This is a genomic window from Pseudoalteromonas fuliginea (assembly GCF_000690055.1).
GTDB lineage: Bacteria > Pseudomonadota > Gammaproteobacteria > Enterobacterales > Alteromonadaceae > Pseudoalteromonas > Pseudoalteromonas fuliginea.
In genome coordinates, this window is sequence record NZ_JJNZ01000229.1 from 1 (window position 1) to 300 (window position 300).

Consider the following 300-nt stretch of genomic DNA (forward strand, 5'->3'; position numbering starts at 1 on the left):
AAAAGGAAAAGAAACAATGAAACTAACCACCATCCTAATCCTAACCGCGCTGGCATTTGGTCATGCGCATTACATGGCTTACGCAGAAGATAAATGCGCAGAGCTTGGCAATACACCTCAACAGTGCGCTTTGTTGGCTCAGTAGAATTTAGAACAGGACAAACAAAAATGGCTAATACAAAAACAGGTTTACTTTACTCAGAGTTAACAGGTCACGTTTACTGGGGAACTATGAATGCAGATACTGGAATAGCTCGCGGAAACAAGAAAGATGTAACAAGTGATTTTATCGGAATCATG

At 40.7% G+C, this 300-nt stretch carries 1 protein-coding gene; it reads left to right on the forward strand.

The genetic code is table 11. The annotated features are described in order from the left end of the window. Positions 1-168: 168 nt before the first annotated feature. Positions 169-300 (forward strand): DUF7446 family protein (locus DC53_RS23010; RefSeq protein ID WP_439124940.1); only part of this gene is annotated, 132 nt, incomplete at its 3' end.